At 66.3% G+C, this 24,675-nt stretch carries 27 protein-coding genes, 2 tRNA genes and 1 pseudogene; 27 read left to right on the top strand and 3 right to left on the bottom strand.

What is annotated here, in order from left to right:
* The first annotated feature begins 8 nt into the window (after positions 1-8).
* From GM1_RS16910 to GM1_RS16800, 24 genes and pseudogenes are all read left to right on the top strand, one after another.
* A complete protein-coding gene (locus GM1_RS16910) occupies positions 9-1,403 on the top strand; it encodes a phage portal protein (protein ID WP_008380836.1) in 1,395 nt (464 codons plus the stop codon).
* The gene (locus GM1_RS21705) at positions 1,400-2,947 is read left to right on the top strand and encodes a VG15 protein (RefSeq protein WP_008380835.1); all 1,548 of its coding nucleotides are present in this window, start codon (positions 1,400-1,402) and stop codon (positions 2,945-2,947) included. The genes GM1_RS16910 and GM1_RS21705 overlap by 4 nt, the downstream gene beginning before the upstream one ends.
* Before the next feature lie 92 nt (positions 2,948-3,039).
* Positions 3,040-3,121, top strand: a tRNA-Tyr gene (locus tag GM1_RS22430).
* 128 nt (positions 3,122-3,249) lie between these two features.
* Positions 3,250-3,831, top strand: coding sequence for a hypothetical protein (locus GM1_RS16900; protein WP_008380833.1), 582 nt, complete (start codon positions 3,250-3,252; stop codon positions 3,829-3,831).
* A gap of 12 nt (positions 3,832-3,843) precedes the next feature.
* The gene (locus GM1_RS16895) at positions 3,844-4,218 is read left to right on the top strand and encodes a capsid cement protein (protein WP_008380832.1); all 375 of its coding nucleotides are present in this window, start codon (positions 3,844-3,846) and stop codon (positions 4,216-4,218) included.
* 14 nt (positions 4,219-4,232) lie between these two features.
* Positions 4,233-5,141 (top strand): major capsid protein, encoded by a 909-nt coding sequence (locus tag GM1_RS16890; protein WP_008380830.1) that lies wholly within the window; start codon positions 4,233-4,235, stop codon positions 5,139-5,141.
* A gap of 4 nt (positions 5,142-5,145) precedes the next feature.
* Entirely contained in the window at positions 5,146-5,373 is a 228-nt protein-coding gene (locus tag GM1_RS16885) for a hypothetical protein (protein ID WP_008380828.1), read from the top strand.
* Positions 5,366-5,755, top strand: a complete 390-nt coding sequence (locus tag GM1_RS16880) for a Gp19/Gp15/Gp42 family protein (RefSeq protein WP_008380826.1) — start codon at positions 5,366-5,368, stop codon at positions 5,753-5,755. Before GM1_RS16885 ends, GM1_RS16880 begins: the two co-directional genes overlap by 8 nt.
* Positions 5,755-6,078, top strand: coding sequence for a hypothetical protein (locus GM1_RS16875; protein ID WP_008380824.1), 324 nt, complete (start codon positions 5,755-5,757; stop codon positions 6,076-6,078). The genes GM1_RS16880 and GM1_RS16875 overlap by 1 nt, the downstream gene beginning before the upstream one ends.
* Complete coding sequence (locus GM1_RS22425; RefSeq protein ID WP_008380822.1) at positions 6,078-6,377, top strand: HK97 gp10 family phage protein; 300 nt, start codon at positions 6,078-6,080, stop codon at positions 6,375-6,377. Before GM1_RS16875 ends, GM1_RS22425 begins: the two co-directional genes overlap by 1 nt.
* Positions 6,374-6,760 carry a phage tail termination protein gene (locus tag GM1_RS16865; RefSeq protein ID WP_008380820.1) on the top strand — a complete coding sequence of 129 codons (387 nt, stop codon included), beginning with the start codon at positions 6,374-6,376 and terminating at the stop codon, positions 6,758-6,760. Before GM1_RS22425 ends, GM1_RS16865 begins: the two co-directional genes overlap by 4 nt.
* An 81-nt stretch (positions 6,761-6,841) precedes the next feature.
* Positions 6,842-7,348 (top strand): annotated as a pseudogene (locus GM1_RS21700) (phage tail tube protein); the annotation flags it as partial.
* 257 nt (positions 7,349-7,605) lie between these two features.
* Complete coding sequence (locus GM1_RS16855) at positions 7,606-7,806, top strand: hypothetical protein (protein ID WP_008380817.1); 201 nt, start codon at positions 7,606-7,608, stop codon at positions 7,804-7,806.
* A 21-nt stretch (positions 7,807-7,827) separates the two neighbouring features.
* Positions 7,828-8,145: a hypothetical protein gene (locus tag GM1_RS16850; protein WP_008380816.1), complete on the top strand. Its 318-nt coding sequence runs from the start codon at positions 7,828-7,830 to the stop codon at positions 8,143-8,145.
* 71 nt (positions 8,146-8,216) lie between these two features.
* On the top strand, positions 8,217-8,630 hold the full coding sequence (locus GM1_RS16845) for a hypothetical protein (protein WP_008380814.1): 414 nt from the start codon (positions 8,217-8,219) through the stop codon (positions 8,628-8,630).
* Positions 8,631-8,649: 19 nt separating this feature from the next.
* The gene (locus GM1_RS22780) at positions 8,650-13,938 is read left to right on the top strand and encodes a transglycosylase SLT domain-containing protein (RefSeq protein ID WP_008380812.1); all 5,289 of its coding nucleotides are present in this window, start codon (positions 8,650-8,652) and stop codon (positions 13,936-13,938) included.
* A complete protein-coding gene (locus GM1_RS21690; protein ID WP_008380811.1) occupies positions 13,931-14,845 on the top strand; it encodes a hypothetical protein in 915 nt (304 codons plus the stop codon). The genes GM1_RS22780 and GM1_RS21690 overlap by 8 nt, the downstream gene beginning before the upstream one ends.
* Complete coding sequence (locus GM1_RS16830) at positions 14,845-16,005, top strand: Gp37-like protein (RefSeq protein WP_008380809.1); 1,161 nt, start codon at positions 14,845-14,847, stop codon at positions 16,003-16,005. Before GM1_RS21690 ends, GM1_RS16830 begins: the two co-directional genes overlap by 1 nt.
* Entirely contained in the window at positions 16,005-17,078 is a 1,074-nt protein-coding gene (locus tag GM1_RS16825; RefSeq protein WP_008380807.1) for a hypothetical protein, read from the top strand. Before GM1_RS16830 ends, GM1_RS16825 begins: the two co-directional genes overlap by 1 nt.
* Before the next feature lies 1 nt (position 17,079).
* The gene (locus tag GM1_RS16820; protein WP_008380806.1) at positions 17,080-18,144 is read left to right on the top strand and encodes a hypothetical protein; all 1,065 of its coding nucleotides are present in this window, start codon (positions 17,080-17,082) and stop codon (positions 18,142-18,144) included.
* Positions 18,145-18,214: 70 nt separating this feature from the next.
* The gene (locus GM1_RS16815) at positions 18,215-19,237 is read left to right on the top strand and encodes an N-acetylmuramoyl-L-alanine amidase (protein ID WP_008380804.1); all 1,023 of its coding nucleotides are present in this window, start codon (positions 18,215-18,217) and stop codon (positions 19,235-19,237) included.
* On the top strand, positions 19,234-19,521 hold the full coding sequence (locus tag GM1_RS16810; protein WP_008380803.1) for a glutaredoxin family protein: 288 nt from the start codon (positions 19,234-19,236) through the stop codon (positions 19,519-19,521). The genes GM1_RS16815 and GM1_RS16810 overlap by 4 nt, the downstream gene beginning before the upstream one ends.
* On the top strand, positions 19,518-19,721 hold the full coding sequence (locus GM1_RS16805; RefSeq protein WP_008380801.1) for a phage holin: 204 nt from the start codon (positions 19,518-19,520) through the stop codon (positions 19,719-19,721). The genes GM1_RS16810 and GM1_RS16805 overlap by 4 nt, the downstream gene beginning before the upstream one ends.
* Positions 19,718-20,161 carry a hypothetical protein gene (locus GM1_RS16800; protein WP_008380799.1) on the top strand — a complete coding sequence of 148 codons (444 nt, stop codon included), beginning with the start codon at positions 19,718-19,720 and terminating at the stop codon, positions 20,159-20,161. Before GM1_RS16805 ends, GM1_RS16800 begins: the two co-directional genes overlap by 4 nt.
* Before the next feature lie 73 nt (positions 20,162-20,234).
* On the opposite strand, the gene GM1_RS22010 is transcribed toward GM1_RS16800, so the two are convergent.
* Both GM1_RS22010 and GM1_RS16790 read right to left on the bottom strand, forming a co-directional pair.
* Positions 20,235-20,516, bottom strand: coding sequence for a hypothetical protein (locus tag GM1_RS22010; RefSeq protein ID WP_157436134.1), 282 nt, complete (start codon positions 20,514-20,516; stop codon positions 20,235-20,237).
* Between the two features lie 172 nt (positions 20,517-20,688).
* Positions 20,689-20,762, bottom strand: a tRNA-Gly gene (locus GM1_RS16790).
* 114 nt (positions 20,763-20,876) lie between these two features.
* Between GM1_RS16790 and GM1_RS16785 the strand changes: the two genes are divergently transcribed.
* Positions 20,877-22,205 (top strand): cryptochrome/photolyase family protein, encoded by a 1,329-nt coding sequence (locus GM1_RS16785; RefSeq protein ID WP_008380797.1) that lies wholly within the window; start codon positions 20,877-20,879, stop codon positions 22,203-22,205.
* A 2-nt stretch (positions 22,206-22,207) separates the two neighbouring features.
* On the opposite strand, the gene GM1_RS16780 is transcribed toward GM1_RS16785, so the two are convergent.
* Positions 22,208-22,789, bottom strand: coding sequence for a lipocalin family protein (locus GM1_RS16780; RefSeq protein ID WP_008380796.1), 582 nt, complete (start codon positions 22,787-22,789; stop codon positions 22,208-22,210).
* A gap of 155 nt (positions 22,790-22,944) precedes the next feature.
* Here GM1_RS16780 and dcd point away from each other — a divergent pair, with 155 nt between their 5' ends.
* Both dcd and GM1_RS16770 read left to right on the top strand, forming a co-directional pair.
* Entirely contained in the window at positions 22,945-23,514 is a 570-nt protein-coding gene (dcd, locus tag GM1_RS16775) for a dCTP deaminase (RefSeq protein ID WP_008380794.1), read from the top strand.
* Between the two features lies 1 nt (position 23,515).
* Positions 23,516-24,661 carry a hypothetical protein gene (locus GM1_RS16770; protein ID WP_008380793.1) on the top strand — a complete coding sequence of 382 codons (1,146 nt, stop codon included), beginning with the start codon at positions 23,516-23,518 and terminating at the stop codon, positions 24,659-24,661.
* Positions 24,662-24,675 lie beyond the last annotated feature (14 nt).

Here is a 24,675-nt window from a genome sequence, read left to right as displayed (position 1 = left end):
AGGTCTGTGTGAACAAGCTGCAGGCGATCGACGCAGCTCGCAACCTTCTGCAGGTCCGCGAGGAGGAACGGAAGCGGCTCGACCCGCTGGCGGACGCGATGAAGCCGTGGACCACCGAGAACGCATCGTCGAAGGTGTTCGCATCGACGAAGACGACATCGGCGGAGACAACCAAGGCGATCGCGGCTCGGTCGCAGCGGAACTTCCTGCCGCTGGTCCTGGACGTGTTCTCGCAGGGCATGAAGGTCGACAACTACCTGGCGTCCGCGACGAAGGACGCGTCACCGGCGTGGGCGTGGTGGCAGAAGAACGGTTTCGACGCCCGGCAGACGGGCGTGCACCGTGCGGCGCTGCACTACGGCACGAGCTATGTGGTGGTGCTGCCGTCGATGGCGCCCGCTGGCGCGCCGAAGGCAGAGGGCGCGTTCATGCGCGGGACGTCGCCGCGGGAGATGACGACGCTGTACGGCGAGCCGATGGAGTGGACTCCCGGCGGTGGCCCAGTCGACTCGGATTGGCCGATCATGGCGTTGGAGGTGAAGGGCAACCAGATCCGCGTCTACGACGAGGAGCAGGTGCACTTCATCGGCGCGAAGCGCGCCCCGAACGTGTCCGGCATGGGTTGGAAGGACCCGGCGCTGCAGTCGGCCGACAACTTCGACTACATCGAGGGCCGTGCCCACGGTGTGGGTGTGTGTCCGGTGGTGCGGTTCCGTGACCGGATGCTCCTCGATGGCGAGGAGCAGTTCGGGATAATCGAGCCGATCCTCGGGATCCAGTCGAACATCGACCAGACCGTGTTTGAGGGCAACACTGCGCAGTACTGGGCGGCGTTCAAGCAGCGGTACGTGATGGGCTGGATGCCGTCGGATGAGCGTGAAGCGTTCCGGCAGGCCGTCAGCGAGACGTGGTTCTTCAAGGACGAGGACGTCAAGGTCGGCCAGTTCGCCGAGACGGACCTCAAGCCGTTCCATGAGTCGAAGGCGGGTGCGATCCGCGACCTCGCGGCGACCGCACAGATCCCGGCTCATGCCCTCGGGTTGGACGGCATCAGCAACATCTCTGAGGCGACGCTCGCCGCCCTTGAGACGGGTAAGGAGCGCAAGTCCAGCGAGATCGAGACGTCGTTCGGCGAATCCTGGGAACAGGTGCTGCGGACGGCGGCGTTCATTGCCGGCGACATGGTGTCGGCGCAGGACTTCGCCTCGGAGGTACTCTGGCGCGACCAGTCGGCCCGATCGTTCGCGCAGACCGTCGACGGGCTGGGGAAGCTCGCGACGATGCTCGGCGTGCCGACGGAGGCCCTGTGGGAGGACATCCCAGGGTGGACGCGGCAGAAGGCTGATCGTGCGCGCGAGATGCTCGACGGCGGCTCGGGTCTTGAGTTGCCGCCGACGTCGTGAAGCCGACCGAGTATCGGCGCCGTCGTGATCTGATCTGGCGGCGCGTCCGCCAGCAGATGCGGTCGATCCTCATGTTCGACGGTGTCCCGGTGACGCCGGAGCACCGGGAGGCTGCGGCGCAGAAGATCCTGTTCCCGGTCCGCCGGGCTCGGGAGGAGTCGACGCAGCTGGCAACCGACTTCTTCAACGGGGAGGCTGTTCGCGCTGGCCGTCCACAGGTTTCGGCGGGGCGGTCACCGTTCTATCCGCGTGAAGCGGTCGAGGCGGTGTTGGAGCGGGCGACGGCGTCGAAGGTGCGGATCGACGGCCTGGATGTTGTCCCCGCCACGCCGACGCAGACGGCGCGGGTTGAGGGCCTGGAGGTTGCGCCGACCCGCAGTGTCGTCATTGAGGGCCTGGACGATCTCGGTGTTGAGCTTGAGCGCGCTCGTGTGGAGATCGACGAGTCGAACCGGCGTGACCCGGCGGTGGTGGAGAAGGTCAACCTGCGGGTGGACCGTGCGATCATCCGGCACATCGAGCAGGCCGCACGCGACACGATCGTGGCCGCTGTCGAGGCCGAGGAGGAACGGTCCGGCGACCCGATCGGATGGGCACGCGTCCTGACAGGTGCCGAGTCGTGCGGGTTCTGCGCGATGCTCGCCTCACGCGGCCCGATCTACAAGACCGAAGAGACGGCGCAGCGCCGAGGGAAGAACCAGGAAGAGGGCAAGTACCACGATGGCTGCGACTGCCTGATAGTCCCCGTCTTCGACATCGACGACGACTGGGTCGGCAAGGACGCGTGGGAGAACCTTGAGCAGCTGTGGATCGAGTCCGACGGTCGGAAGGACTTCGAGAAGCGGATCCGTGAACTCCGTGACAGGGGAGACCTCGACCCGTACGTCGGCGCCGCCGATTCGGGGACTGCTACCCGCGAGCCACCGGGACCGCCGGTCCCTCCGGTCACCAAGAGCGCTGCGGGCGGCGATGACGACAAGTCCGGAATCAATTGGCCTCCACATCTGAAGTACGGAACAAAGGACCATCCGCACCCGCACCGCAAGCCAGTGTGGACTGCGCAGGAGCGTGTCGATCGGCAAGCCGCGCTCGGGATCGATCTGCACGGCGAAGAGCTGTATCAGCACGAGATTGAATCTGTTGAGCGAATGCAGGCACTCGGTGCTGAGTTGAAGTGGATCCGAAGGTTGGGCACCGAAGGCCAGACCACGAACGACGCGGTTTGGATCGGGGGTGGTGAAGACAGGCGAGGCCGGCGAACCGATATCGAGATCGAACTCAAGGCCACCAAGGCAAAGCAGAGTTCGATCATTGACGTCATCACGAAGTGCTTCGTTCGGGCTGAGAAAGCGGATCGCAGAGGCGACGCCCACGCAGACAAGAAGAACTTCGTGATCGACATCGGCGACGGTGAGCTCACGGACACCTTGAACCGACAGTTGTCGATGTTCAACGAGCGACGTCGAGACCGGATCCCACCACGGCAGATCGAGGGGCTGTGGATAATGACTCGCGGAAATCTCGTTGAAGTCGAGATGCAGTAACGCGTAGGCTATGGATGTGGCCTCGGCCCCCCGTTCCAGCCGCGAAATAATCGGCCGTCGGAAAGAGCGGGCGGACGAGGTCACATTCATCCGGGAGTGACGACGCTGGTGCGTCACCCGGACTGTAAATCCGGTGCGAAAGCATGGCAGGTTCGATCCCTGCCACTCCCACCATTCACTATCTGATGGCCCCGTAACCACTGGTTGCGGGGTCTTTTCATACCCACATACCCGCCCCGACCCTCTCGACGAGGTTCGGGGATCTCGTGCTGCACACGAATCACACCCCAGGAGGGCAACCCATGAGTGCACCGATCACCGACCCCGCCGCGACACCGTCACCGGAGGGAACGGAGCCGCCCGCAGACCAGGCACCGCAGGCACCGGAGACGCCGAGTCCTGCCGCGCCGGCCGAACCGGAGCCGTCGCGGTCGCTCGACGATGCGTCGCCGGAAGTCTTGCGCGCCGAGGTGGCGAAGCTCCGCAAGGAGTCCGCGGGCTGGCGAACCAAATACCAGGACGCGAAGCCGCTCGCGGAGGCGCAGCGCGCCGCGCAGGAGGCCGATAAGACCGACCTGCAGCGTCAGACCGAGCGAGCCGAGGCGCTCGAGCGTGAGCTCGCCGACCTGCGCGCGCAGAAGCAGATCGCCGAGATCGCGAACACCTACGGCATCGAGCCTGACGATTACGACTTCCTCGGGTCCGGCACCCGAGAGGAACTGGAAGCCCGGGCGAAGCGGCTCGCCGCACGCTCGGCTTCTGCGCGGCCCCCGACCGACCGGCCGGTGGAGTCGTTGAAGCCCGGAGCTTCACCTGAGTCGCCCGCACCCGCGGACGACTCCTACCCGGCAGCGTGGCGACCCAACCACCTGCCCAACCAGTAAGGAGATCTCCTCATGGCAAATGAGGCCATTCCCCTGTACCGCCCGGGTGCCGACGTCTCCGCGACGCCGACCGCTGCGGTCAAGGGCAAGACGTTCGTCAACGTGTCCGGCGCGATGGCGGGTCAGCTCGTCAAGGTCGCTCCGGCGGCAGCCGCGGCGCTGGTGTTCGGTGTCGCCGCGTTCGACGCACCGATCGGCGGGACCGTCGCGGTGATCCGTGGCGCGAAGACGATCCTGCCCGTCACCGCCGGCGGCGTACTCGCTGCTGGCGATGAGGTCGAGGTCGGAGCGGGCGGCAAGGCCGTCAAGCTCGCCTCGGGTGCGGCCGTTGGCCGTGCCCTCGACGCCGCCGCCGCTGACGCCGACGTGTTCATCGAACTGTACTGAGAAGGAGGACAGACATGAGCAACGCAATCCAGTACCCGCTCGCAGCACCGACGCTGACCGGCAACGACATCACTGTCGACCTGATGCTCAAGGAGCCGACCCGCATCACGCGGTACCTGTCGGACCTGACGCTCAAGGGCTACTTCGCTGACCGGATCTTCGCCAACGGCGGAGGCACCTCCGGTGGCGCGGTCGTGTTCGATCAGCTCACCAAGAACGATCTGTTCGTCAAGGGTGACCGCGACGTTCAGCAGGTCGCTCCGGGCGCGGAGTTCCCGATCGTCGACTTCGAGCGGCAGAAGCCGCGTACTGCGCAGGTCGAGAAGTTCGGTGGCAAGTTCTTCGTCACCGACGAGGCTCGCGACCGCAACGACAACAACCAGATCCAGGTCGGCACCCAGCGCCTGGCGAACACCATCCAGCGCAAGATTCACGCCCGCGCTCTCGGTGTGTTGAACGCGGAGATGGCTCTGCTCGGTGCGTCCGCGCAGACGTACGTCGGCAAGAACTGGGGTGCGGTCGTGACCTCGGGTGCGTCGCAGACGTCTGCGCAGGGGTGGCCTGCCGCCGACCTTGCAGCGGTGCAGTTGATCGCTGATGAGGCGGAGTTGGGTGTGCAGTTCTCGCTGTGGATCGTCAACCCGGTGCAGAAGTCGGCGTTCCAGACGGTCTACGGCAATCAGTGGAAGGATGTCCTGTCGAACTGGGGCGTCGACATGATCGCCTCGAACCAGGTCGAGGCCGGTACCGCGTGGGTCGTCGCCGAGCGCCAGGTCGGCGAGCAGCGACTGGAGAAGCCGCTGTCGACGGAGACCTGGCGTGAGCAGGAGACCGAGCGTACCTGGGTGCAGTCCAGCGTCCGCCCGGTGTTTGTCGTGACAAACCCGTTCTCGGTCGTCAAGGTCACCGGACTTCAGGGTTAGGGCGATGAAGCGCATCGTGGTCGTCACGCTCGCGTCGTACGTGGATGTCGAGGGGCATCCGCGTACGGCCGGGTGTGGAGACGAGATCGACATCCACGACGAGTACCTCGCGGCGTTCGACGCTGCTCAGGCTGCCGCAGTCGGTGACCGCGTCGTGGACTCCCTGATCGACGCTGAGCAGGCCCCGGCTAAGGCCAAGCCCCGCTCGACGCGGGCGAAGGCCAATGGCTGACTTCGCCACAACCACCGACCTCGTCGATCGGTGGCGCCCGATGGACTCGACCGAGCTCAACCGAGCGGCTGTGCTGCTCGGTGACGCGTCGGAGATGCTCGCCAACCGGTACCCGGCGCTCGTCGGGAACGAAGCTGCGGCAGCCACCGCGCGCATGGTCGTGTGCGCGATGGTCCGTCGGGCGATGTCGGTCGACGACGACGAGGCCGGAGTGGCGTCGACGACAGCGTCGGAGACCGCACTCGGGTTCTCGCACTCGACGACCCGACAGGCCGCCAACCCCGACGGTGCCCTGTACATCTCCTCTGCCGACACGCAGAAGATCGAGGACGCCCTCGGGCTCAACCGCGGTGCGACCTCGATGACGATGCTGGGAGCCTGATGAAGTTCCGGCACGGCTCGACCGTCGAGGTCTGGCGAGGCACCCGCAACCGGGACGGCGACCGCTCCCTGGCCCTGGCGGCCAGCATCGAGCACGTTGGCGTCCAGTGGGGCGCGTCGACAGAGACGTCGGACCGTGGACCCCGCAGTGTGACGACGGCGACGTTGATCTTCGATCACACGCCCGACATCGGTGCGGACGACACGATCATCATCCGAGGAATCCCGGGGAAGTGGAACGCGGTCGGCCGGGTGCTGCCTGTCGAATCCCCCTTCACCGGGTGGCGTCCTGGTTCGACGCTCTCGATCAAGGAGGTCGACTGATGGCAGGTGCCTACACGCCGGATCGGTCGGGTGTAGCGCGGATGCTCGCGTCGAATGGGATGCGAGCGTTCGCGCAGAGCACTGCGGACGCGGCTGCGATCACGGTCGCTGCGCGTCTACCTCGGCTGACGGGTGATCTTGTCGAGTCGGTGGCTGCTCGGGCCGTTCGCGGCCGTGACGGCCGATGGGTCGGCGAGGTCGAGGCGACCGCACCGCACGCGGCTGCCGTCGAGTTTGGCAACCGGACGTCGAAGGCACGGCACGTCTTGCGGGACGTCGCCAAGGAGTTCGGCTCGTGACCGCGGCGGTCGGTTTCCCGGATGCTGAGCAGGTCGCCGAGAACCTCCTGGCGGACCTCGGGTACGCGTGCAAGTGGTTGCCCGACGACCTCGAGGCGAACCTGCCGGTCTTGCTCGTCACCCGCATTGGTGGCACTGACGATGGCGTGACTGACCGCGCGGAGGTGCAGGTCGATGTCTGGCACGTCGACCGTCCGCAGGCGTGGGCGCTTGCGTCGAAGGTCCGTGACCGCATCAACGTTCTCGCATCTGGTGGCGATGTCGCCGGAGTCTGGGTCGATCACGCTCGTGTCCTGGTGGCTGGGCAGCAGATCCCGACAGAGAACCCTGACGACCGTCGTGTCGTCCAGACGGTCCGCATCGACATGCGGCCGCCGCTCTAAGCGCCAGGCGCGCAACTCCCTTTCACCTCGCACCCCGCTGTCCGGCGTGGTGTGTTCACTCAACCCTTGAGGAGGGCCGTCATGGCCGATCTCGATCAGCTGGCGAAGGACAACGCCGGCAACATCATGAAGTTCACCCGCGCGGTCCTGTTCTTCGGACCAGCCGACGCGGACATCCCCGATGCACTCACTGAGGCCACGGCCGGTCAGCCGCCGGTCCTGTCGGCGCTGCCGACCGGCTACGTTCCGGCGGGTCTGATCAAGAAGGACGGCGGCTTCGAGTTCGGCGCCGACCGCGACATCTCCGAGACCGAATCGCTGGGCTACGCGTCGCCGACGCGACGCGACGTCCAGAAGGAAGACGTCACGATCAGCTACGCCCTGCAGGAGTTCAAGCGCAGCTCGTTCGAGCGGTACTTCGGTCTGGATCTGTCGGGTGTCACGGTCGATGCGACCACCGGCGAGGTGTCGTTCGCTCGCCCGATCACCCCGGGTCTGATCGACTTCCGGGCATTCATCATCGCCCGTGATCGCAGCGGCCCGCAGGAGACGTACTTCGGTCGCTTCTTCCCGAAGGCGCAGATCACCGAGGTCGACTCGTCGTCGTTCTCGGCTGAGGACGAGTTCGCATTCCCGGTCACCATGACCGGTCAGCCGGACCCCGTCGTCGGCTACTCGGAGAAGTTCTTCATCGGCGGCGCGGGCTTCAAGGCTCGCGGTACCGCTGGCCACGGCTTCGGCACGCCGTAGCCCTCTGATCGTGGTCCGCGCGGCGTCACCGTCTCCGAGCGTCGCGCGGACCACATTCCGCCCAAAGTCGGAGACACCGTCCCCTGGAGGACATCATGGCTGACCTGCCTGTCACCCTCACCCACCCGAAGACCAAAGAACAGTGGGTCTGCGAGACGCCGACCGCGCTGCACACCGCGCTCTCGCGTGGCTTCGTCGCACCCAAGGACGTGCCGAAGCAGGCACCCACACCGGCACCCGAGCCGACGGCATCCGCCTCGGCTCCGAAGCCGGACACCAAGACCACCACCAAGTAACACCCGATCGGAGACATCATCATGGCCAAGAAGCTCGCAGGCTGGGACGCACGCGTACGAGAGGCAGAGCGTGAGCCCGTCGAATTCGACCTGCCCGACGGCACGACCGTCCGCGTGGAGCAGATCAGCGGCGGACAGGCGCGCCGACTCAAGCGCACCGACGACGAAGACGAACAGCTCGAGATCCTGTTCGGCGCGAAGAAGGCAGAGAAGATCCTCGACGCCTACGAAGACGTGCCCGCATCGGTTCTCAGCAGCCTCCTGCAGGACATCTTCGATCACTTCAACGGTGACAAGGGAAAAGCGCGGAAGCTCTCGGCCGTGCCATCCGACGACTGATCGAGACGGTCGAACTCGTCGACGAGTTCGGTGACGAACTCGAGTACGACCTCCAGCACGAGCTCAACGGGTTGGACCTTCTCGACTTCTTTCGAGGGGTCCACCCGTGGGCCAAACTTCACCGCCTCGCGTGGCAGCTGCCGTGGTACTCGCGGTTCAAGAAGGCTCTCGACTCCGACGAGGAACTCGCAGCGGAGTGGGCGGAGAAGTTCACGCTCGAGGACTTCGACTCGGCGGCCGGATCGGCACCGAATCCGGATCTGGCGGATTGGGATCCGTGGCGTGATCTCGCTGCGGACATCACCGATCGTCTCGGCGAGGTCATCGTCGCGACGCTGTTGCCGCACGCGAAGAAGAACAAACGGCCGTCGGTGAAGCCGGCTCCACGTCCGAAGACGGCACGACAGGCCGCGCTCGACGCACGCAAACGCGTCCTTGAGCGGGAAGAGGCCGACGACATCATCGCTCAGATGATGGGCGAATAACCGAACAGCAGGGGGATCAGTGGCGACCTTTACCGCAGCCAGCGCAAAGATCAAGCTGGTCCCGTCGCTGGAAGGGTTCCATCGGAGGGCGTCGTCGGATCTGCGGAAGATGAAGCTGACCGCGTCGGTCGATCTTGTCCCGGACGTTGCGGCGTTCAAGTCGCGGGTCGAGGCCGTCAAGGTCACGGTCCCGGTGAAGCTGTCGGTGTCGGCGGCGCAGTTCCGTGAGCAGGTCAAGAACCTCAACGTCACTGTCCCGACGAAGCTGCAGGTCGATGCGGCTCACTTCCGGGCGCAGGTCGAGCATCTGCGGGTCACGATCCCGACGTCCCTCGATGTGGACACAGCCGCTGTCCATGCGGCGTTGGCGACTCTGCCGTCGGGGACGATCCACACGAGCCTGCAGGTGGACGCGTCGTCGGCGATGACATCGGTGCGTGCCGCGCACGCCCAGATGCAGGCGTGGCTCAACGGCAATCCGCTCACCGTGCGGGTCCACACCGACAACTCGACACTCCAGCAGCTGATCGGGCACCTCAACCAGGTGTCGTCGGCGTCGAACCGCGCGTCGTCGTCGGCGAACGGGACGTCGTCGGCGCTGGGTCGGATCGGCGGTGCTGCTGGGTCGGTCGCGAAGATCTCGGGTCTGATCGTCGGTATCGGTGGCGCGGCGGGTTTGGCGGGCGGCGCGGTCGGTGGTCTCGCGATGGGGCTTGCTGGTCTGGCCGCTGCAGGTCTCCCTGCGATCGGCGCGATCACGGTCGGCCTCAAGGGAATCGGCGAAGCGTTCAAGGCGTTCGGCAAAGACGCCGGTGGTGGTGCTGCGGCTGCGGTCGACAATTCGTCGGCCATCGCGTCGGCTGAGCACAGTGTGCAGACTGCGATGCGTGGGTCGAAGCAGGCCCAGGAGGATCTGACGCGCGCTCGGAAGGATGCGCGCCGAGAGATCGACGACATGAACATGTCGTTGCGGCAGTCGGCTCTCGACGAGCGTGAGGCGGCGATCGCTGTCGCCGACGCCCGCGACGAACTCGCCAAGACCAAGAACGACTCGAAGGCCACTAAGCGTGACCGCGAGAAGGCCCAACTGTCGCTTGATCAGGCTGTTCTGCGTCAGGAGGAAGCCGTCAAGCGAGGCAAGCGACTCGCGGCGGACACGGCTGAGGCGAACAAGAAGGGTGTCGAGGGGTCGGACCAGGTCGTCAAGGCCAAGCAGGCCATCGCCGATGCCGACTATCAGGTCGTCGAGGCTCAGCGTGCTCTCGCGGACGCGATGAAGTCGACGGCGTCTGCGGCTGGCGGGAAGGATCCTGTCGCGGAGGCGCTGGCGAAGTTGTCGCCGAACGCGCGTGCGTTCGTGGAGACCGTCCACGGCATGAGCGATGCGTGGACGGAAGTGAAGTTCGCGACGCAGGACGCGCTGTTCGAGGGTGCGGCCGAGTCGATCCAGGGTCTGGCGACGACCTATCTTCCTGTCCTCAAGACTGGTCTGACGGGTATCGCGACCGAGATGAACGGTGTCGCGCACGGCATGGCTGGGCTGTTGCAGCAGCCTGCGAATGTCGACAAGGTCGGCCTCGCATTCTCCGCGACCGCTGGCGTGATCGCTGGCGCGAAGTCGGGGATTCTCGACATGACGCAGGGCGTCCTTGATCTCGGTGCTGCTGCGGCTCCGGTCGCGACGCAGCTCGGTGAGGGTTTCGGTGCGATCTTCGGCGAGATCGGTAAGGCGTTCACCGAACTGTCGAACAGCGGCGCGATGACCCAGTTGTTCCAGAACTTCGGCGTGCTCCTGGAGTCCGGGATCGGGCCGCTGCTCGGCGACGTCGTCCGTACCTTGACGACTCTCGGGAACGCGGTACTGCCTGCGTTGACTCCGCTGCTGTCGACGCTGGGCAACACCCTTGTGATGATCGCGCCGCAGCTGGGTCAGTTGGGTGCTGCTTTCGCGCAGGCGCTTACGCCGATCCTCCCGGTGCTCGGGCAGGTGATCTCGGCGCTGGCGACTGCGCTGATCCCGATCCTCCCGCCGCTGTCGCAGGGCATTCAGACCATCGGTCGGGTGCTCGCGCAGATCCTCCCGATCGTCGCGCCTGTGTTCGAGGGGATCGCCGAGAACTTGAGTAAGGCGCTGAGTGCGCTCGCTCCGTTGCTGCCGCCGCTGTTTGAGTTGGTCTCAGCGATCTTGACGCCGATGATTGCGATCGCCGGGCAACTGTTCGATGCGTTCGCCCCGTTGATCGCGCAACTCGCCGAGGCACTACGCCCGGTGATCGAGGCACTGACACCGATCCTGGCCGAAGTCGGCCAGATTCTCGGCGAGGCGCTGACGCAGGCGATCCAGCAGATGACTCCGCTGATGATGCCGATGGTCGACGCGTTCATGCAGCTGCTGCAGGCGATCCTCCCGATTCTTCCGGTGCTGGTTGAGCTCGCAGTGAAGTTGCTGCCGGTGATGATGGTCCAGTTCCAGTTGTGGGCACCAATCCTGACTGAGCTGATAAAGCTGATGGCGTCGTGGATCGAGAACCAGCTCAAGGTGTTGATTCCGATCATCTCGAAGGTGAGTGAGTGGGTCGGCAAGCTGACCGACAAGCTCCAGTACCTCGGCCCGATGATGTCGATGGCGATTCAGATGATCAAGGACGGCGTCGGTCGGGCGAAAGACTGGATCGTCGAGAAGTTCACTGCCGTAGTCGATTTCGTCCGTGGCCTGCCTCAGAAGGTCCGCGATGCGGCGTCCGGATTGTGGGACGGCATCAAGGACGGGTTCAAGTCGGCGGTGAACTGGGTCGTCCGAAAGTGGAACGACCTGAGCTTCAAGATCCCCGAAATCACCATCCCGAACCCGCTGCCGGGCGACAACGATTTCAAGATCGGCGGGCAGTCGCTGGACACGCCCGACATCCCGTACCTCGCGTCGGGTGGACCTGTTCGTGGTGCGGGTGGCCCGACGGACGACAAGATCCCGTCGATGCTGTCCAACGGCGAGTTCGTGATGAAGACCGCGGCTGTCCGCAAGTACGGCCTCGACTTCATGAACCAGGTCAATTCCGGTCTGTTCAAGCCGCAGGTCGCTGCAGCGTTCGCCTCGGGCGGTGCTGTCGGGACGCCGACGTCGGCACCGGCTGCGCCGTCGGGTGATCCGTTCGCTCAGATGGTCGCGTTGCTGTCGACGATCGCCGGGAACACCGGCCAGCAGGCGGCGGCCACTGGCGGTCCTGGTGCGGCAGCCCCGGCTGGTGGTGGTGTGACGGGGGCGGGTGCCGGAGTGGCTGGCGCCGCTGTCGGAGCACTCGGCGAGACGGTCATGACGGCTACCGGGCTGATCGGCCCGGCGCTTCTCGGCGTCGAGTCGCAGCTGACGTCGCTCGCACTGACAGCGACCACGCAGCTCGGGACGATCGCGGGCCCGGCGATGAGCGCACTGGGGTCGACGATCTCCGCAGTGCAGGCAGGGACGATCTCGCCGTCGCTCGCAGCGGTCAACGCCTCGCTCACGCAGACCGGGTCGGCGTTCGTGTCGGCGGTGACCGGCACGATCAACCCGCAGTGGGCCGCGGCCGGCGCGAACATCCGCGCAGTGCAGGCCGGCCCGATGAACACTGCCTTCGCCGAAGCTCGGAACGCGCTCTGGCAGACGGCTCAGACGTTCGGGCCCGCAGTCGGAATGATCGGCCAGCAGTGGTCCGGAATCCGAGAGGCCACCGCCACTCCAGTCCGGTTCACCATCACGTCGGTGTTCAATGACGGCGTCGTCGGCATGTGGAACTCGGTCTCGGATCTGCTCGGGACGACACGGATGAACCAGTATCCGGTGCGGTTCGCGACCGGTGGCTACGTCGATCCGTCCCTTCCCGGCGCCAAGGCGGGCAAGGACTCGATTCCCGCGCTGCTGATGCCCGGCGAGTTCGTCATGCGGAAGAAGGTCGTCGACCGATTCGGTGAATCCAACCTCGCGAAGATCAACGGCGGGATGGATCCGCAGGGACTGTTTCCGGCGTCCTGGCGACTGTCGGACGTGCCGCAGCGTCTGGCCGCGGGCGGCGTCGTGAAGGGCACACCGGCGTGGGCAGCCCTCAAACGCGGTTGGGACTGGGCCCGATCCAGGTCGGGACGCCCGTACGTTCTCGGCGGATCCGCCGACGGCGCGGGCGGCACCGACTGCTCCGGCTACATGTCGGGCATCGCTGACGTCATCCAGGGCGGCAACGGTGCTCGGCAGTGGGCGACGATGGCGTTCAACGGCGGCGGAAACGGTCAGCAGGCGTCCGGCCCGCAGGGCTTCATCCGTGGTCTGGCGGCAGGCTTCTCCGTCGGCGTCCTCAACGGCGGACCAGCAGGCGGCCACACGGCGGGCACGATCGGTGGCGTCGAAGGCATCCCGGCAGTCAACGTCGAATCCGGCGGCTCGCACGGAAACGTCGCGTTCGGCGGACCGGCCGTTGGTGCTGACCACTCGCAGTTCCCGACCCGCTACCACCTGCCGGTGGTCAACGGAGCGTTCGTGTCCGGCGGCGGCGGTGGCCGGTCCCTCAGCGACATCGTCTCGTCGATCACCGGCCCCGCGTGGCAGAGGATCACCGCGACGGCAGCCGGATACCGCGGTGCGGGCGGCACGATCGACGAGTACCCGTCGAAGGTCGCCGCCCGGTTGAAGGACTCGACGAGCAAGAAGATCGACAAGCTGATCCAGGAGACGACCAGCTTCGCCGATCCAGGCGGCGCCGGTGTCGAACGGTGGCGGCCGCTCGTCCGACTTCTTCTGATGCGGTACCGGCTCGGCGAAGACAACGCCGACCGGACGCTGCGCCGGATGAACCAGGAGTCCGGCGGTAACCCCAGAGCGATCAACAACTACGACATCAACGCCAAGAACGGGACGCCGTCCAAGGGACTGATGCAGGTCATCCAGCCCACGTTCGATGCGTTCCGTGACCCTGCTCTGTCGCCGGACATCTGGGATCCGATGGCGAACGTCGCGTCGTCGATGCGGTACGCGATGTCGCGGTACGGGTCGCTCGCCTCGGCGTACGACCGTGCGGGTGGGTATGACCAGGGTGGCTGGATGGACCCGGGTGTGAACGCCTTTTACAACGGCTTCCGTAAGCCGGAAGCGGTGCTGACACCGTCGGAGTCTGAGGCGTTCGTCGGCATCGCGCAGCGGTGGGTTGAGGATGAGCGTGCCGGGTCGACCTATGTCGGCCAGCAGGTCCAGAACCAGTGGCTCGTCGACCCTGATGCCCAGTCCGCGTCGACTCGCCGGTCGGTGCGTCGCGCGATCCGCCAGGAGGTGGCTCTTGTCTGATAGTGGTGTCCGGCTCGACTGGACCGGCCCCGACGGGTCGACGTGGGACTGGCTCGACGGCACTGCCGGAGTCATCCTCGGCGAAGGCATCGACGGGATCTTGTTTCCGGACTTCGAGCAGCTGACGACGCCGACTCCGGCCGGGCGCCGCTACAACGGCACACGGTGGAAGCCTGCGACGGTGGAGGCGACTCTGCAGGTGTGCGATACCCGCGCATCTGCAGAGGTCGCCGCGCTCGGCGGGCAGTACCGTCGAGGGGCCGCGTGGCGGACGTTGGATCGTCGTGTCCGCGCGAGTGTGTCGCCGACGTCGGCAGGCAGGCTCACCTGCACTGCTGATGGGCAGTCGCGGTGGCTGGACCTGCGCCTGGAGTCGATCGGGCACAAGCTCACGAAGATGCCCGACATCCGCGGTCTCGTCGAGTACGACGTCGAATTGGTCGACGATGAACCGTTCTGGAAGGGGCAGCCGGTCCCGATTGACTTCCCGTATCAGGAGGTCGCGACGGAGGACTACTACGGCGGCGCGACCGGCGTCGGGCCACCGTTGATGATCTCGGCCGGCAACAACTCGTCGTCGGGCGTGGAGATCGCGAACCCCGGTGATGTCGATTCGTGGCTCACGTGGGAGATCACCGGCCCGGTGCAGGCGACGATTGGTACGCCTGGTGCGACGACGGCGGTCCCGTTCCTCGGCGACGGCGAGCGGCTGACGATCATCACGAACCCGATCCGCCGCGACGTGCTCGACGAGTCGGGGGCGCGGGCGTGGCACAAGCTCGACAACCGTCGCTTCGAGCCTGTCCCTGCTGGTGACCAGGTGCCGCTCGTGGTCGAGATGGCCTCGGCTGGTCCGGGATCGAACGTGCGCGTCACCCTCGAGCCGATGTTCCTGGGGGCGTACTGATGATGTTGCCGATCCTGTCGCTGGCCGACCGAGACAACCGGCTCATCGGGGAACTGCCCTACACCGACCTCGATGTGGTGTGGACGTGGAACCAGGTCGGCACCGGCAGCGTGATCGTCCCCGAGCTGCACCCGCTGTTCGGTCAGATCGCAGCCCTGACCGACGAGGTCGTTCTCGCGCGCGTCGACCACCGGCGCCCGTGGACCGGCCGAGTCACCGAGATGGACCTGCAGTTGGACCGGAACCGCGGGTCGTGGCAGATGGAGCTGACGCTCGTCGACGACTGGATCTGGCTCAAGGCCCTGTTGGCTCGGCAGAACCCGCTCGGCACGCTCAACCAGCAGGGCTATGCCGAGTTCGACACCCGCACCGGCCCAGCCGAGACCGTCATCAAGGCGATCCTTGCCGACATCGTCGTCCGCACCGGCGTCCCCATCGTCATCGCTCCGGCACCTGACCCGGACCCGTCGCCGATCGTCACCATCAAAGCGCGCATGGACACCGTCGCTGAACTCATCGAGGACGCCCTGGCCGCCGCGAACCTCGGCTTGACGGTGACAACGCTCGGCCCGGGCGACGAGCCGCCGCCGACACTCGCCGACTCCGGCGTCGCACCGGGCACCGTCATCGTCGATGCGGTCCCGATGCGTGTGCAGCCGTGGCTGCTGTGGGACGAAGCCGAACTGGTCAAGGGCAACCTGACGTTCACTGCGCCGACGGCGCACACTGCGACGATCGGCGGAACCGGCGACGGCGTGAACAAGCAGTACACACAGCTGCGCGATGACGACCTGGCGGCGAGCCTCGGCAAGTACGGGCTCCCCGAGATCTACGTCGACGCCGGCACCTCAGACCCGGTGGCGAAGGGTGCGGCAACTCTCGCCGGCGTCCGGGGCGGCATCACAGCGAACTTCACCGTCGAGGACGCGATGCCGTGGTCAGCGTGGGACGACTACCAACTCGGCGACCTCGCAGGCGGGCAGGTCGCCGGGATCGACTGGCGGTCACCGATCAGCCAGATCAAGCTCGCTGCCAGCGACAACGGCGAAGTCGGGTACACGCCGCGCATCGGCGCACCCACCCCACCACCCGAGGCCGTCGTGGTCCAGGCGGTGCGGAAACTCGCGGCGAACGTCGCCGCAGAACGAAGGAGACGCTGATGGTGATGTCCACTGCCGGGTTCCAAGGCCCGGTCAGCGAGTCGCAGGAGGCCGGACGGTTCCTCCGGATCGCGCCGCCCGCACTCGTCGACGGCCCGAACGACCTCCGAGTCACCACCGCCGCAGGCACCCGCACTGTGTCTGTCGCCGCCGGTACCGCGCAGGTGTGCGGCGTGACCGTGAAGTCTGACGCGGCGACGTCACTGACGTTCGCCGCCAACTCTGGCGGCACGCGGCTCGACGTGGTCGTGCTGCGCGTGGTGTGGGCGGGGCCGTCGTCGGCGGTGTCGATCGTGGTCAAGCAGGGGACGTCCGGGTCGAGCACCCTCCCGACGCTCACCCGCTCAGCAGGGGCGACGTACGAGATGCCGCTGGCTGTCGTGTCGGTCGGCACGTCGGTAACGACGATCACCAGCCCGAACATCTTCAATGTCGCGACTTACGGTGGCCTCGGTGGCCGGATGCGGATCGCGCAGGAGTCGTACTGTGCGATCGCTGACGGCGCGACCGGGGCGGAGATGGCGATTGAGGGCACCACGCGCACGTATCGCCGCAATTCGGATGGTTCGTGGACGCTCGTCACCGACGTCAACAGCCCGTGGAAGTACTTCGACCCGATCATCCGCTACAAGGGCGACGGCAACGTCCAGGCCGGAACAGCGAGCCTCGGCACCGGCGGTGTGCGACGTGGCCGGTTCAAGGTCGTCGACCAGTTCCTGATCGGTGAGATCGAGGTCCGCACCGGGTCGGCGGGGTGGAACTTCGGTGCCGGTGACCTGACGATCGACATGCCACCTGGCTATGGGCCGGACACGAACTTCGCCGACCGGTGGCTCGAAGGCCACCTGTACACCACGGATGAGAGCTTGATGGACTGGCCGATCCAGGCGCTGGTGAAGGGCGGCGAGACCACGGCGTTGATGTACTCGCCGACGTCGGGCGCGGACTGCCGCATGAAGCCGATGCGCGCCACCGACTCCACGAACGGCACCGGGAAGGGCATCCCGCTCATCGGCAGCGCGAGATCCAACCCCAAGGTCATCGTCATCAGCCTGCTGTACTCGGTGGTCTGACATGGCGATCACCTACTTCGGCACCCAAGGCACTGTCACCGAGTCGACCGGTGCAGGGCGGTGGGCGCGCGCGGGTGTCCCGTTCATGGTCCGCACCCCGGACGATTTCAAGGTCACTGCGGTCACCGGCCTGCAGCGGACCGTCCAGGTCGCCGCCGGCAGTGCACTCGTCTGCGGTGTGTCCACCGTCGAAACGGCGGCCCGGCAGCTGCAGCTCGCAGCGAACACCGGCAGCCAGGTCCGCCTCGATCTGGTGGTCCTGCGACTGGTGTGGGCGGGCCTCGGCGCGTCGACAGCGGTCCTCGACATCAAGCAGGGCACGCCGGGCGCGGTGAACCCGCCGACGCCGACGCGCACACCGGGCACCGTCTACGAGGCTCCGCTCGCCGTCGTGCGTATGGCACCGAACACCGGTCAACTCACCGGGTCTGCGGTGTTCCCGATCGCCCCGTACGGAGGGAAGGGCGGCCCGCTGCACACGCTGCAGGCGCAATGGATTCAGCTGGTCGACGCACCGGTCGGCACCGAGCTCGTCACAGACACGAACGCGTGGCGGTACAGGCGACTCACCGACGGTTCGTGGTCGATCATCGAGTCGAATCTGCAGCCGTGGTCGACATGGGCTCCGCAGCTCACGTCGGCGGGCGGCGGCAACGTCGTCTTGGGCACGGGCGGCATCATGGTCGGCCGCTACAAGATCATCCGGAACATGCTGTACGGCGAGTTCGAGATCCGCAAAGGAACCTCCGGCAGTGACTTCCGGTGGGGAAACATCTCTGTCGCGCTGCCCGCGCCGGTCGGGACGTACACGACTGACCGCTGGTGCCCGGCACATCTGGCGACACCAGCGACTGGGCTCATGGATTGGCGAGCACAGGTCCTGTGTTCGTCGGGCTCGACGTCGGGACTGATCTTCGCTGCGTCGTCGTCGGTGGATGTCCGCATGAGGGCGTGGCGGTCGGCGGCGTCTTCTCCGGCTCAGCCGGACACCGGGTACCCGCGCATCGTCAACCAGTACACGGAGGGCCTCGTGGTGACGGGGCAGCTCCGCTACATCGTCGACTGACGACCTTCCGACTATCCACCCAACGGGCCCCGCTCACCGGCGGGGCCCTTCGCATTCCAGGAGGAACATCATGAGCAAGCCAACATTCCGGTACCTCGAGTTGCTCGGGCCGAACCGCCAGTCACGCAACGGTGCCCGAGTGCCGTACTTCTTCCTCCACACAGAGGAGGGATCGGCGACGGCCGAGAACCTCGTCCGCAGCGGCAACAGTTCCGGTGCGTTCTCGTACCACTACATCGCAGACGACAAGACGCTCGTCGCGATGGTCGACACCGACTACGGCGCGTGGGCGGTCCTCGACGCCAACAACCGGTCGATCAACCTCTGCTTCGCCGGGTCCCGGGCTGCGCAGTCGCGCGAGGTGTGGCTGGCGAAGTTCCGCAACGCGATCCGCATCGCCGCGTGGACTTTCGCGCAGGACGCCAAGAAGTACCCCTACCTGCGGGCCGTCGTCCAGTCGCGCCCATACCGCAAGGGCGACATCGCCTGCATCAGCGACCACAACTTCGTCACGACCGTCCTCGGTATCGGCAACCACACCGACGTCGGCCCGAACTTCCCGTGGGACGTCTTCGAAGCTGACCTGCGCAGCTACCTCGCACCCGCCCCGCCGGCACCGGTCATCAACCGGATCGACGAGTGCGCAGCGAAGAATCTGTGGCTCGGCGCCCGCGAGACCGTCGGAGAGAAGTCGACGCCTGGTGGTCGCGGCCGTTTCGCCAAGTTTGCCGGCGGCTACGTCTACTGGACTGCGGTGACAGGCGCATTCGCGATCCCGAACGCGATTTTCGAGACGTGGGGCGAGCACGGCTGGGAGAAGGTCTACGGCTACCCGGTGAACGTCGCGACCACGATCAACGGTGGCGTCATCCAGGCATTCGAGCGCGCCGTCATCTACCGAAAGGACGGCGAGGTCGGGCATCCGGTGGGCGGCGAGATCTTCAAACGCTTCGCCCGTGATGGCTACGAGCCCGTGCTCGGTTGGCCGACGTCGGACGAGCGCGACAACGGGACTGGCGGCCGCATCCAGGAGTTCGAGAAGGCAGACCTCGTGTGGGATCCGTCCGGCGTCTCGAAGGTTGTGAAGAAGTGATCTCCGCGGTCGTCTACTCGCAGCCGAACTGCGGACCGTGCGCGGTCATGAAGAAGATGCTGACCAAGCACGGAATCCCGTTCGAAGTCCGCGACGTTCAGCAGGACGAGCAGGCGCTCGCTGATGTCCGCGAGTTCCACGAAACATGCGCACCCGATCGACCCGTCGCGACGCCGGTCGTCGTCATCGACAACGCGGACGGCGCAGGATCTCGGGAGATCTTGTTCGGCGCCGCGATCGATGAGTTGAAGGCGCTCGTGCGTGATCGGCGGGTGGTCGCATGAAGCTCCCCAGGCTGACGCCGGCACGTCGTGCGCGGATCTACGTTCTGTTGACCGCGCTCGTTCCGGTCGCCGTCGCCTACGGGCTGATCGCCGACACGCAGGCTTCGCTGTGGCTCGCCGTTGCTGCAGCACTCCTCGGGTCGGGTGGTTCGACGATGGCCGCGTGGCACACCCCGATCCTCAGCAAGGACCGCGAGTGACCGGCGCGTGGTCGGTGTGGGTTGCGGAGCAGGCCCAGGCTGACAGCGTCTTCGATCTTGTCGCTCGACTCATCGACAACGCCGCCGCGCTCATCGCGGCGGCCGTCACAGGCGTCACTGCGATCGTGATCGCCCGAAAGGGTGGCGTCCGGCACGAAGAGACGGCGAAGCAGGTCGAGGAGCAGGCGAAGACGATCGAGGAGATCCGCGAGTCGACGGTCAACTCGCATCCGCGGCCGATGCGGTATGACCTCGACGACGTGTCCGACGCGGTCGGCGAGGTTAAGGCGCTCGTTGAGACGATCGGTGCGGAGGTCCGGGAGGATCGCGTCGCGCGGCGTGCGGGTGATCAGGCGCTCGCGGGTCGGCTCGACGAGCTCGCGGTCCGTCTGGATCGTCAGGATGCGATCGCGGCGAAGCACCACCCGGAGGACCCGTAGCATCTCGTTGCATCGTGAACTGAAAAGCGCCCCAACCTCTTCGGAGGTTGGGGCGCTTTTCTGCGTTCCGGCGTCAGGCGTGGAAGTAGTGATTCGGGCTGACCGCGAGGTAGATCGTGTAGATGTACATCGTGACCCACCCGAACAGGATGTGCTTGATGATGGAATGGCCCTGTTGCTGGCGGACGTACTGGGCTCCGCTGGCGGCCTGCTGGATCGGCTGCTGGTAGACGGGCTGGGCGTAGCCCTGCGGCGGGTAGGGCTGCTGGTAGCCCTGCTGCGGCGGAGCGTAGCCGGGCTGAGGTGCGTAGCCTTGCGGCTGCTGCTGGTACGGATTGGGCTGAGGTGCGGTCATATCGAACAGGCTACGCGCCCAGTCAGCCTCACCCCGGACGTCACCGCGATCGAGCGTGTGCGGGCAGACCTCGCCGAGTACGGCAGGCAGCTCGGGGTACGGAAGAGGGACTGACAATGCCCCATAGGAGTAATGGTAGGAGTAAGCGTCGAAGACGAAATCCCCTCTGACCTGGAGCCGATGACGGGAATCGAACCCGCACTCTCAGCTTGGGAAGCTGATGTTCTACCACTAAACTACATCGGCGCTGCGCAGGGTGACCTGCGCGAGGACTACCGTAACAAACGCGGTCCGTGGATGGTGCAGAGCATGTCGTGAACAGACAGGAGTTGTCCTATCGAGTCTCGAGCGAACCCTTCGGTGGTCTGGTTCCGTCGCGATCTGCGCGTGCATGATCTGCCGACGTTGACGGCGGCCGCCGCCGATGCGGACACGGCGGTCGGGGTGTTCGTCCTCGACGATCAGGTGGCTCGGCCGGGACCTCGCACGGACTTCTTCCTCGGCTGCTTGGCCGCGCTCAACGAGTCGTTGGACGGCAGACTGCTCATCTTGCACGGTGACCCCGAAGTGGAGCTGCCGCGACTGGTCGATGAGATCGGCGCGGGATCGGTCCACATCTCGGCCGACTTCTCGCCGTATGGACGTCGGCGAGACGAGGCGGTGGAAACCGCGCTCGGCACGACGCCGCTGGTGCGTACCGGGTCGCCGTACGCCGTCGCGCCGGGGCGCGTCGTGAAGGGCGACGGCACGCCGTATCGGGTGTTCAGCCCCTACCAGCGCGCGTGGCACGAGCACGGCTGGCGACTGCCCGCTTCGAGTGACGCCACGACTCTGGCATGGCTCGACCCGACAGGAATGCAGGGTAGGCAGGACGTGCCGCGGCCGGCCGGAAAGCCACTCGCGCCTGCGGGGGAGACTGCCGCGCTCGACCGGTGGCACGACTTCCTCACCGACGACCTCGCCGACTACGGCACGAACCGCGACCGCCCCGACCTCGACCGAACCAGCCGGCTGTCGGCGTATCTGAAGACTGGATGCCTGCACCCGCGGACACTCCTCCACGACATGAGGTCGCGCACCGACGACGGAGCGGCGAAGTTCCGCAGCGAATTGTGCTGGCGCGAGTTCTACGCCGACGTCCTCCATCACCGTCCCGACAGTGCATACATCGAGTTCAACGAGAAGTTCCGCCGGATGCCGCACGACACCGGGTCCGACGCCCAGGAAGCCTTTCGAGCGTGGTGCGAGGGCCGGACCGGCTATCCGATCGTCGACGCAGGGATGCGTCAACTAGCGGCCGAAGGTTGGATGCACAACCGTGTGCGGATGATCGTCGCGTCGTTCCTCACCAAAGACCTCCACCTGCCGTGGCAGTGGGGCGCCCGGCACTTCATGGACTTCCTCATCGACGGCGACCTCGCGTCCAACCAGCACGGATGGCAATGGGTCGCAGGCTGCGGAACCGACGCCTCGCCCTACTTCCGGGTGTTCAACCCGACCACGCAGGGAGAGAAGTTCGACCCGACGGGCGACTACGTCCGACGCTGGATTCCCGAACTGCGGTCAGTGCCAGGAAAGAAGGTGCACAAGCCGACCGGTGACCGACCCGGGAGTTATCCCGAGCCGATCGTCGACCACGCCGCCGAACGGCTGGACGCCCTCGACCGGTATGCGTCGATCAAAGAATGACCTCACACAGTGCACAGGGGCCGGATGTCGCGAAGGCCTCCCGTCACCGGCGACGTCAGCATCAAGCAAGAGTTGTAGCCCTTTCGCTCGACGACCGACCGAATGCTCCGCCACGTCGCGCGGTCGACTGAACCCGAACGAGACAGCACGAACCCCGACAGTCGCGTCGGGTCGCCGACCAATGCCCACGAGTAGTCGTCAGCGATGTACGCGACCAGGTAGTTGCTCGGTCCATCGACGGTCGACTGTCCGGGAACACCCGGGAAAGAGACGTGCAGAGACGCCGGGCCGTTGACTCGCGCCCGGCCGACAATCGACCGTTTGGCACCGGTGACGGTGGTGCACGAGTTCTTCACCCGGATCGTCCGGGAATCGATCAGCGAATACCGCGCAGTCGTGTCGCGCACGCAGTCGATGTTGAAGGGCGCCGGGTTCGCCGCGACCTGGTGCCACACGCCGAGATAGCGAGGCAGGTCCACGCGGGGGACAGGTTGCAGAGGGGCGGCGTGAGCGGCGGCGCCGAGGGGCGCCACGGCTGCCGTGGTCAGTGCGACCAGCGCGGCGACGACAATACGACGGATCATGGAGTTTTCTCCGATCTGGTGGAATTCTGCGAGCAGGAACACCAGGCGATTCGGAGCCGAATCGGTATCGGATGGGCCGTCGCCGACATGAGATGTCGCCAACTGTCACGATGGCGGATGTCAAGGTCGGCCCGAAATTACAGTACGCTCTTCACGTGCTGTTATCTGATCGCGACATCCGTGCCGAGATCGGCCGGGGACGGCTGGGCGTCGAACCGTTCGACGAGGCCATGGTCCAACCGTCGAGCGTCGACGTGCGTCTGGACGGGCTGTTCCGCGTGTTCAACAACACCAAGTACACGCACATCGACCCGAAGCAGCAGCAGGACGAGCTGACGACACTCGTCGAGCCAGTGGAAGGCGAACCGTTCGTTCTGCATCCCGGCGAGTTCGTTCTCGGGTCCACGCTCGAAGTCCTCTCGCTGCCAGACGACCTCGCCGGGCGACTCGAAGGCAAGTCGTCGCTCGGGCGTCTCGGCCTCCTCACCCATTCGACCGCCGGCTTCATCGATCCCGGCTTCAGCGGACACATCACGCTGGAACTGTCGAACGTCGCGAACCTTCCGATCACCCTGTGGCCGGGGATGAAGATCGGTCAACTGTGCCTCATCCGGCTGTCGAGTCCGGCGGAGAATCCGTACGGCAGCGCCGCTGTCGGCTCCAAGTACCAGGGGCAGCGCGGTCCGACGCCGTCCAAGGCGTACCTGAACTTCCAGAGCGACTGACATGAACGACGCACACGGTGCCCTTGCATGGTTGGCGGGATTCACTGTCCCGTCCGCCCCCACGGGTGCCGTGCTCGCCGTCACGTTCGCCGACTCCGGGGTGTGGATGGGCCGCGTGACCGGCGCCCGCGACGTGCTCGCCGAACTGCGAGAACCCCGCATCGTCCCGTCAGTTCTGGACATGCGGATAGCAGGTGAGCTGCTGGAGAACGGCAAAGTCCCCGAGGCGTCAGACGCTGACGTGTTCGACGAACTCGTCGATCTGGCGTCGCGTGCCCGCCAATCCATCGGCGACCGTGACTCCGCGCTCGCAATGGGGCGCGGCACGCTCAAGTTCGTGTCCGTGACGCGACTGGAGATGGTCGAAGCGACTGTCCCGGAAGTGAACCGACTTCACGGCATGCTGATCGAACTGGCAGGCCCCGCGCCCGTCGACGCCATCCTCCTCGGTCCGGGCACCGACCAGTGGCCGGGCCTGTGGGAGGCGTTCACCGAGCGCGGGTTCAGCGCGCTGCTTCCCGGCGACCCGTTCCCGACCACATTCGGGGGCGACGAGCAGCCGACGGGTCTCCTCGACAGGGTCGACGACGCGCCGTCGAACCTTGCATGGACTGACACCACTGAGAGCGGCCCGCTGTCGTTCACCGCGGCAGGAATCGACCCCGCCGACTACGAAATCGACGCCAACGGCGACGTCCAGTTCGACGGACCGGTCTCCGACGACGCATTCGAAGAGAGCGACGAGGCGCGCGCCGCCCGCGAGCAGCAGGCGAAACGCCGATTCCGCTGGACGGCCGCAGCGTCGGTCGTCCTTCTGCTGGGACTCGGAGGCGCGGGTGCGGCCGTCGCGATGAACCTCCACGAACACGCCGGTCCGAACATGGCGTCGGTCAACGACTCCGGCAGCACCGCCACGACGACTGATGCGCCGTCGTCGACGTCGGCTCCCGAGCACATCCCGAACTCGGCCGACCCGGCTGAACTCGCGGCTGCCCGTTCAACGATGCTCCGCTACACGACACCGCCGCCACCGCCGCCGCCGAAGAAGACGAAGAAGCCGTCGACCGGCCGTAATCCGTCTCCCGGCCCACATCGCCGCACCGTGCCGAATCCGATCCCGGGGCTCCCGCCGATCGTCGTCCGGTAGCGGTCCGGCGCACC

This window comes from Gordonia malaquae NBRC 108250 (genome assembly GCF_000344135.1).
Taxonomy (GTDB): Bacteria; Actinomycetota; Actinomycetes; order Mycobacteriales; family Mycobacteriaceae; genus Gordonia; species Gordonia malaquae.
This window is presented reverse-complemented; position numbering and strand designations above follow the sequence as displayed.

Excerpts from the sequence above, each read along its gene's own strand:
- GM1_RS16900 (WP_008380833.1), top strand. The coding sequence starts at position 3,250 with ATGAGTGCACCGATCACCGACCCCGCCGCGACACCGTCACCGGAGGGA.
- GM1_RS16895 (WP_008380832.1), top strand. The coding sequence starts at position 3,844 with ATGGCAAATGAGGCCATTCCCCTGTACCGCCCGGGTGCCGACGTCTCC.
- GM1_RS16890 (WP_008380830.1), top strand. The coding sequence starts at position 4,233 with ATGAGCAACGCAATCCAGTACCCGCTCGCAGCACCGACGCTGACCGGC.
- GM1_RS16885 (WP_008380828.1), top strand. The coding sequence starts at position 5,146 with ATGAAGCGCATCGTGGTCGTCACGCTCGCGTCGTACGTGGATGTCGAG.
- GM1_RS16880 (WP_008380826.1), top strand. The coding sequence starts at position 5,366 with ATGGCTGACTTCGCCACAACCACCGACCTCGTCGATCGGTGGCGCCCG.
- GM1_RS16875 (WP_008380824.1), top strand. The coding sequence starts at position 5,755 with ATGAAGTTCCGGCACGGCTCGACCGTCGAGGTCTGGCGAGGCACCCGC.
- GM1_RS22425 (WP_008380822.1), top strand. The coding sequence starts at position 6,078 with ATGGCAGGTGCCTACACGCCGGATCGGTCGGGTGTAGCGCGGATGCTC.
- GM1_RS16855 (WP_008380817.1), top strand. The coding sequence starts at position 7,606 with ATGGCTGACCTGCCTGTCACCCTCACCCACCCGAAGACCAAAGAACAG.
- GM1_RS16850 (WP_008380816.1), top strand. The coding sequence starts at position 7,828 with ATGGCCAAGAAGCTCGCAGGCTGGGACGCACGCGTACGAGAGGCAGAG.
- GM1_RS16830 (WP_008380809.1), top strand. The coding sequence starts at position 14,845 with ATGATGTTGCCGATCCTGTCGCTGGCCGACCGAGACAACCGGCTCATC.
- GM1_RS16825 (WP_008380807.1), top strand. The coding sequence starts at position 16,005 with ATGGTGATGTCCACTGCCGGGTTCCAAGGCCCGGTCAGCGAGTCGCAG.
- GM1_RS16820 (WP_008380806.1), top strand. The coding sequence starts at position 17,080 with ATGGCGATCACCTACTTCGGCACCCAAGGCACTGTCACCGAGTCGACC.
- GM1_RS16815 (WP_008380804.1), top strand. The coding sequence starts at position 18,215 with ATGAGCAAGCCAACATTCCGGTACCTCGAGTTGCTCGGGCCGAACCGC.
- GM1_RS16805 (WP_008380801.1), top strand. The coding sequence starts at position 19,518 with ATGAAGCTCCCCAGGCTGACGCCGGCACGTCGTGCGCGGATCTACGTT.
- GM1_RS22010 (WP_157436134.1), bottom strand. The coding sequence starts at position 20,516 with ATGACCGCACCTCAGCCCAATCCGTACCAGCAGCAGCCGCAAGGCTAC.
- GM1_RS16780 (WP_008380796.1), bottom strand. The coding sequence starts at position 22,789 with ATGATCCGTCGTATTGTCGTCGCCGCGCTGGTCGCACTGACCACGGCA.
- GM1_RS16770 (WP_008380793.1), top strand. The coding sequence starts at position 23,516 with ATGAACGACGCACACGGTGCCCTTGCATGGTTGGCGGGATTCACTGTC.